This is a genomic window from Microbacterium gallinarum, from assembly GCF_014837165.1.
GTDB lineage: Bacteria > Actinomycetota > Actinomycetes > Actinomycetales > Microbacteriaceae > Microbacterium > Microbacterium gallinarum.
Window position 1 is genome coordinate 1 of sequence record NZ_JACSPM010000009.1, and the last position, 5,528, is coordinate 5,528.

Annotated in this window: 3 rRNA genes; all 3 read left to right on the forward strand. The window is 55.6% G+C overall.

The annotated features are described in order from the left end of the window. Positions 1–208 precede the first annotated feature (208 nt). Positions 209–1,731, forward strand: a 16S ribosomal RNA gene (locus H9622_RS15625). A gap of 420 nt (positions 1,732–2,151) precedes the next feature. After that, a 23S ribosomal RNA gene (locus tag H9622_RS15630) occupies positions 2,152–5,255 on the forward strand. A gap of 106 nt (positions 5,256–5,361) precedes the next feature. Continuing rightward, positions 5,362–5,478 (forward strand): 5S ribosomal RNA (rrf, locus tag H9622_RS15635). The 16S, 23S and 5S rRNA genes sit together here, the layout of an rRNA operon. The last annotated feature ends 50 nt before the right edge of the window (positions 5,479–5,528 follow it).

Sequence of the window (5,528 nt, forward strand, 5' to 3'; positions counted from 1 at the left end):
GGAGCGTCCGATCCTTGAGAACTCAACAGCGTGCACTTGTCAAATGCCAAATAACCTCGTCGGTCATTTTTTGATCGTTTGAGATTCCTTTGGATCAAGTCCAGCCTCTTTGTGGGGTTGGCGTATGGATTGTCAGTGATGGCATCCGTTTGGTCAGTTTCGAACTCGCTGCTCGACTCGTTTTCCCGGGTTGTGGTGGCAAACATTTTTTATGGAGAGTTTGATCCTGGCTCAGGATGAACGCTGGCGGCGTGCTTAACACATGCAAGTCGAACGGTGAAGCAGAGCTTGCTCTGTGGATCAGTGGCGAACGGGTGAGTAACACGTGAGCAACCTGCCCCGGACTCTGGGATAAGCGCTGGAAACGGCGTCTAATACTGGATACGAGCAGCGGAGGCATCTCCAGCTGCTGGAAAGATTTTTTGGTCTGGGATGGGCTCGCGGCCTATCAGCTTGTTGGTGAGGTAATGGCTCACCAAGGCGTCGACGGGTAGCCGGCCTGAGAGGGTGACCGGCCACACTGGGACTGAGACACGGCCCAGACTCCTACGGGAGGCAGCAGTGGGGAATATTGCACAATGGGCGGAAGCCTGATGCAGCAACGCCGCGTGAGGGACGACGGCCTTCGGGTTGTAAACCTCTTTTAGCAAGGAAGAAGCGAAAGTGACGGTACTTGCAGAAAAAGCGCCGGCTAACTACGTGCCAGCAGCCGCGGTAATACGTAGGGCGCAAGCGTTATCCGGAATTATTGGGCGTAAAGAGCTCGTAGGCGGTTTGTCGCGTCTGCTGTGAAAACCCGAGGCTCAACCTCGGGCCTGCAGTGGGTACGGGCAGACTAGAGTGCGGTAGGGGAGATTGGAATTCCTGGTGTAGCGGTGGAATGCGCAGATATCAGGAGGAACACCGATGGCGAAGGCAGATCTCTGGGCCGTAACTGACGCTGAGGAGCGAAAGGGTGGGGAGCAAACAGGCTTAGATACCCTGGTAGTCCACCCCGTAAACGTTGGGAACTAGTTGTGGGGTCCATTCCACGGATTCCGTGACGCAGCTAACGCATTAAGTTCCCCGCCTGGGGAGTACGGCCGCAAGGCTAAAACTCAAAGGAATTGACGGGGACCCGCACAAGCGGCGGAGCATGCGGATTAATTCGATGCAACGCGAAGAACCTTACCAAGGCTTGACATACACGAGAACACCCTGGAAACAGGGGACTCTTTGGACACTCGTGAACAGGTGGTGCATGGTTGTCGTCAGCTCGTGTCGTGAGATGTTGGGTTAAGTCCCGCAACGAGCGCAACCCTCGTTCTATGTTGCCAGCACGTAATGGTGGGAACTCATGGGATACTGCCGGGGTCAACTCGGAGGAAGGTGGGGATGACGTCAAATCATCATGCCCCTTATGTCTTGGGCTTCACGCATGCTACAATGGCCGGTACAAAGGGCTGCAATACCGTGAGGTGGAGCGAATCCCAAAAAGCCGGTCCCAGTTCGGATTGAGGTCTGCAACTCGACCTCATGAAGTCGGAGTCGCTAGTAATCGCAGATCAGCAACGCTGCGGTGAATACGTTCCCGGGTCTTGTACACACCGCCCGTCAAGTCATGAAAGTCGGTAACACCTGAAGCCGGTGGCCCAACCCTTGTGGAGGGAGCCGTCGAAGGTGGGATCGGTAATTAGGACTAAGTCGTAACAAGGTAGCCGTACCGGAAGGTGCGGCTGGATCACCTCCTTTCTAAGGAGCATCTGGCACTCTTCGGGGTGTCCAGGCGCCGGATCAGACCGACTGTGTCTGCCGGTTAGCTCATGGGTGGAACATTTGACGAGGCTCCGTTCGGGAGATCTCCTGCTCAGTACGGCCTTCGGGTCTGGAACGGTGGGGGTGATGCTGGCGGGGCGTGCACGTTGTTGGGTCCTGAGGGACCGGGTGCGGTGGCTTTCGGGTTGCTGCGACTGGGACTTCTGGGCCCATCCTTCATGCCGGCTGGTGCCGGCTGCGGGGTGGGGACCGCCCGTACTTTGAGAACTACACAGTGGACGCGAGCATCTTCGAGCCGACGTATGTCGGTTCGTATTGATGATCTTAAAGATCATTAGTCAATTTCTCACCGTGGCCTTCGGGTTGCGGTGTCGATTCTTGATGAAACTCATGTGATTTCAAGTCTTTAAGAGCAAACGGTGGATGCCTTGGCATCTGGAGCCGAAGAAGGACGTAGCAATCTGCGATAAGCCTCGGGGAGTGGATAAGCACACTGTGATCCGAGGGTGTCCGAATGGGGAAACCCCGCTGGGCGGCGTGCCGACCCAGTGACTCCCGCCTGAATATATAGGGCGGGTAGAGGGAACGTGGGGAAGTGAAACATCTCAGTACCCACAGGAAGAGAAAGCAACCGCGATTCCGTTAGTAGTGGCGAGCGAAACCGGATCAGGCTAAACCGAGTACGTGTGATATCCGGCAGGAGTTGCGTATTCGGGGTTGTGGGACTTTCCGTGCTGTTCTGCCGAGCAGCGAACGTGATGCGGCGATATAGGTGAACGGTCTTGAAAGGCCGGCCAGAGTGGGTGCCAGCCCCGTAACCGAAATGTCGGACGCAGCGTGGAGAGTATCCCAAGTAGCACGGGGCCCGAGAAATCCCGTGTGAATCTGTCAGGACCACCTGATAAGCCTAAATACTCCCAGATGACCGATAGCGGACAAGTACCGTGAGGGAAAGGTGAAAAGTACCCCGGGAGGGGAGTGAAATAGTACCTGAAACCGTTTGCTTACAAACCGTTGGAGCCTCCTTAGTAGGGGTGACAGCGTGCCTTTTGAAGAATGAGCCTGCGAGTTAGCGATATGTGGCGAGGTTAACCCGTGTGGGGTAGCCGTAGCGAAAGCGAGTCTGAATAGGGCGATTCAGTCGCATGTCCTAGACCCGAAGCGAAGTGATCTATCCATGGCCAGGCTGAAGCGACGGTAAGACGTCGTGGAGGGCCGAACCCACTTAGGTTGAAAACTGAGGGGATGAGCTGTGGATAGGGGTGAAAGGCCAATCAAACTTCGTGATAGCTGGTTCTCTCCGAAATGCATTTAGGTGCAGCGTTGCGTGTTTCTTGCCGGAGGTAGAGCTACTGGATGGCCGATGGGCCCCACCAGGTTACTGACGTCAGCCAAACTCCGAATGCCGGTAAGTGAGAGCGCAGCAGTGAGACTGTGGGGGATAAGCTTCATAGTCGAGAGGGAAACAACCCAGACCACCAACTAAGGTCCCTAAGCGCGTGCTAAGTGGGAAAGGATGTGGAGTTGCTTAGACAACCAGGAGGTTGGCTTAGAAGCAGCCACCCTTGAAAGAGTGCGTAATAGCTCACTGGTCAAGTGATTCCGCGCCGACAATGTAACGGGGCTCAAGCACGCCACCGAAGTTGTGGCATTGACATTATTGGTAGGCCTTCGTGGTCCAGCCGTGTTGATGGGTAGGAGAGCGTCGTGTGGCCAGCGAAGCGGCGGTGTGAACCAGCCGTGGAGGCCACACGAGTGAGAATGCAGGCATGAGTAGCGAAAGACGTGTGAGAAACACGTCCTCCGAAAGACCAAGGGTTCCAGGGTCAAGCTAATCTTCCCTGGGTAAGTCGGGACCTAAGGCGAGGCCGACAGGCGTAGTCGATGGACAACGGGTTGATATTCCCGTACCGGCGAAGAACCGCCCAAACTAATCCAGTGGTGCTAAGTGCCCGAATTCCTTCGTACGATCCCTTCGGGGTGAGGCGGGGGAGCTAGCGCACGACCCCATGCTGGTGCGGTTAGCGTATTAACAGGTGTGACGCAGGAAGGTAGCCCAAGCCAGGCGATGGTTGTCCTGGTGCAAGTGCGTAGGCCGAGTCATAGGCAAATCCGTGACTCATACAGGCTGAGACACGATGCGGATGAAAAGTGGGTGATCCTATGCTGCCAAGAAAAGCATCGACGCGAGGTTCTAGCCGCCCGTACCCCAAACCGACTCAGGTGGTCAGGTAGAGAATACCAAGGAGATCGAGAGAATCGTGGTTAAGGAACTCGGCAAAATGCCCCCGTAACTTCGGGAGAAGGGGGGCCTTCGACGTATTAGGACTTGCTCCGAAAGCGTTTGGAGGCCGCAGAGACTAGTGGGTAGCGACTGTTTACTAAAAACACAGGTCCGTGCCAAGTCGCAAGACGATGTATACGGACTGACGCCTGCCCGGTGCTGGAAGGTTAAGAGGACCGGTTAGCCGCAAGGCGAAGCTGAGAATTTAAGCCCCAGTAAACGGCGGTGGTAACTATAACCATCCTAAGGTAGCGAAATTCCTTGTCGGGTAAGTTCCGACCTGCACGAATGGCGTAACGACTTCCCAACTGTCTCAACCGCGAACTCGGCGAAATTGCATTACGAGTAAAGATGCTCGTTACGCGCAGCAGGACGGAAAGACCCCGTGACCTTTACTACAGCTTGGTATTGGTGTTCGGTGTGGCTTGTGTAGGATAGGTGGGAGACTGTGAAGCGGTGACGCCAGTTACCGTGGAGTCATTGTTGAAATACCACTCTGGTCACTCTGGATATCTAACTTAGAACCGTAATCCGGTTCAGGGACAGTGCCTGGTGGGTAGTTTAACTGGGGCGGTTGCCTCCCAAAAAGTAACGGAGGCGCCCAAAGGTTCCCTCAACCTGGTTGGCAATCAGGTGGCGAGTGTAAGTGCACAAGGGAGCTTGACTGTGAGACTGACAGGTCGAGCAGGGACGAAAGTCGGGACTAGTGATCCGGCAGTGGCTTGTGGAAGCGCTGTCGCTCAACGGATAAAAGGTACCTCGGGGATAACAGGCTGATCTTGCCCAAGAGTCCATATCGACGGCATGGTTTGGCACCTCGATGTCGGCTCGTCGCATCCTGGGGCTGGAGTAGGTCCCAAGGGTTGGGCTGTTCGCCCATTAAAGCGGTACGCGAGCTGGGTTTAGAACGTCGTGAGACAGTTCGGTCCCTATCCGCTGCGCGCGTAGGAAGTTTGAGAGGATCTGACCCTAGTACGAGAGGACCGGGTTGGACGAACCTCTGGTGTGTCAGTTGTTCCGCCAGGAGCACCGCTGATTAGCTACGTTCGGGATGGATAACCGCTGAAAGCATCTAAGCGGGAAGCCGGCCTCAAGATGAGACTTCCATGCCTTCGGGCGAGAGGCTCCCAGCCAGACTACTGGGTTGATAGGCCAGATGTGGAAGCGTGGCAACACGTGCAGCTGACTGGTACTAATAAGCCGATGACTTGATAACACACCGTTTCATGGTGCTAGCGTCCACTGAGTGGTTCTCGATGTACGGTCGAGAACCGCACCAAACAATGCAATCGTTTGTGTGCAGACTGAAACATCAATAGTGTTTCGGCGGCCATAGCGAGAGGGAAACGCCCGGTCACATTCCGAACCCGGAAGCTAAGCCTCTCAGCGCCGATGGTACTGCAGGGGGGACCCTGTGGGAGAGTAGGACACCGCCGGACTTCCATTACCGAAATGGCCACCCAACGCAGGGTGGCCATTTCGCGTTAAC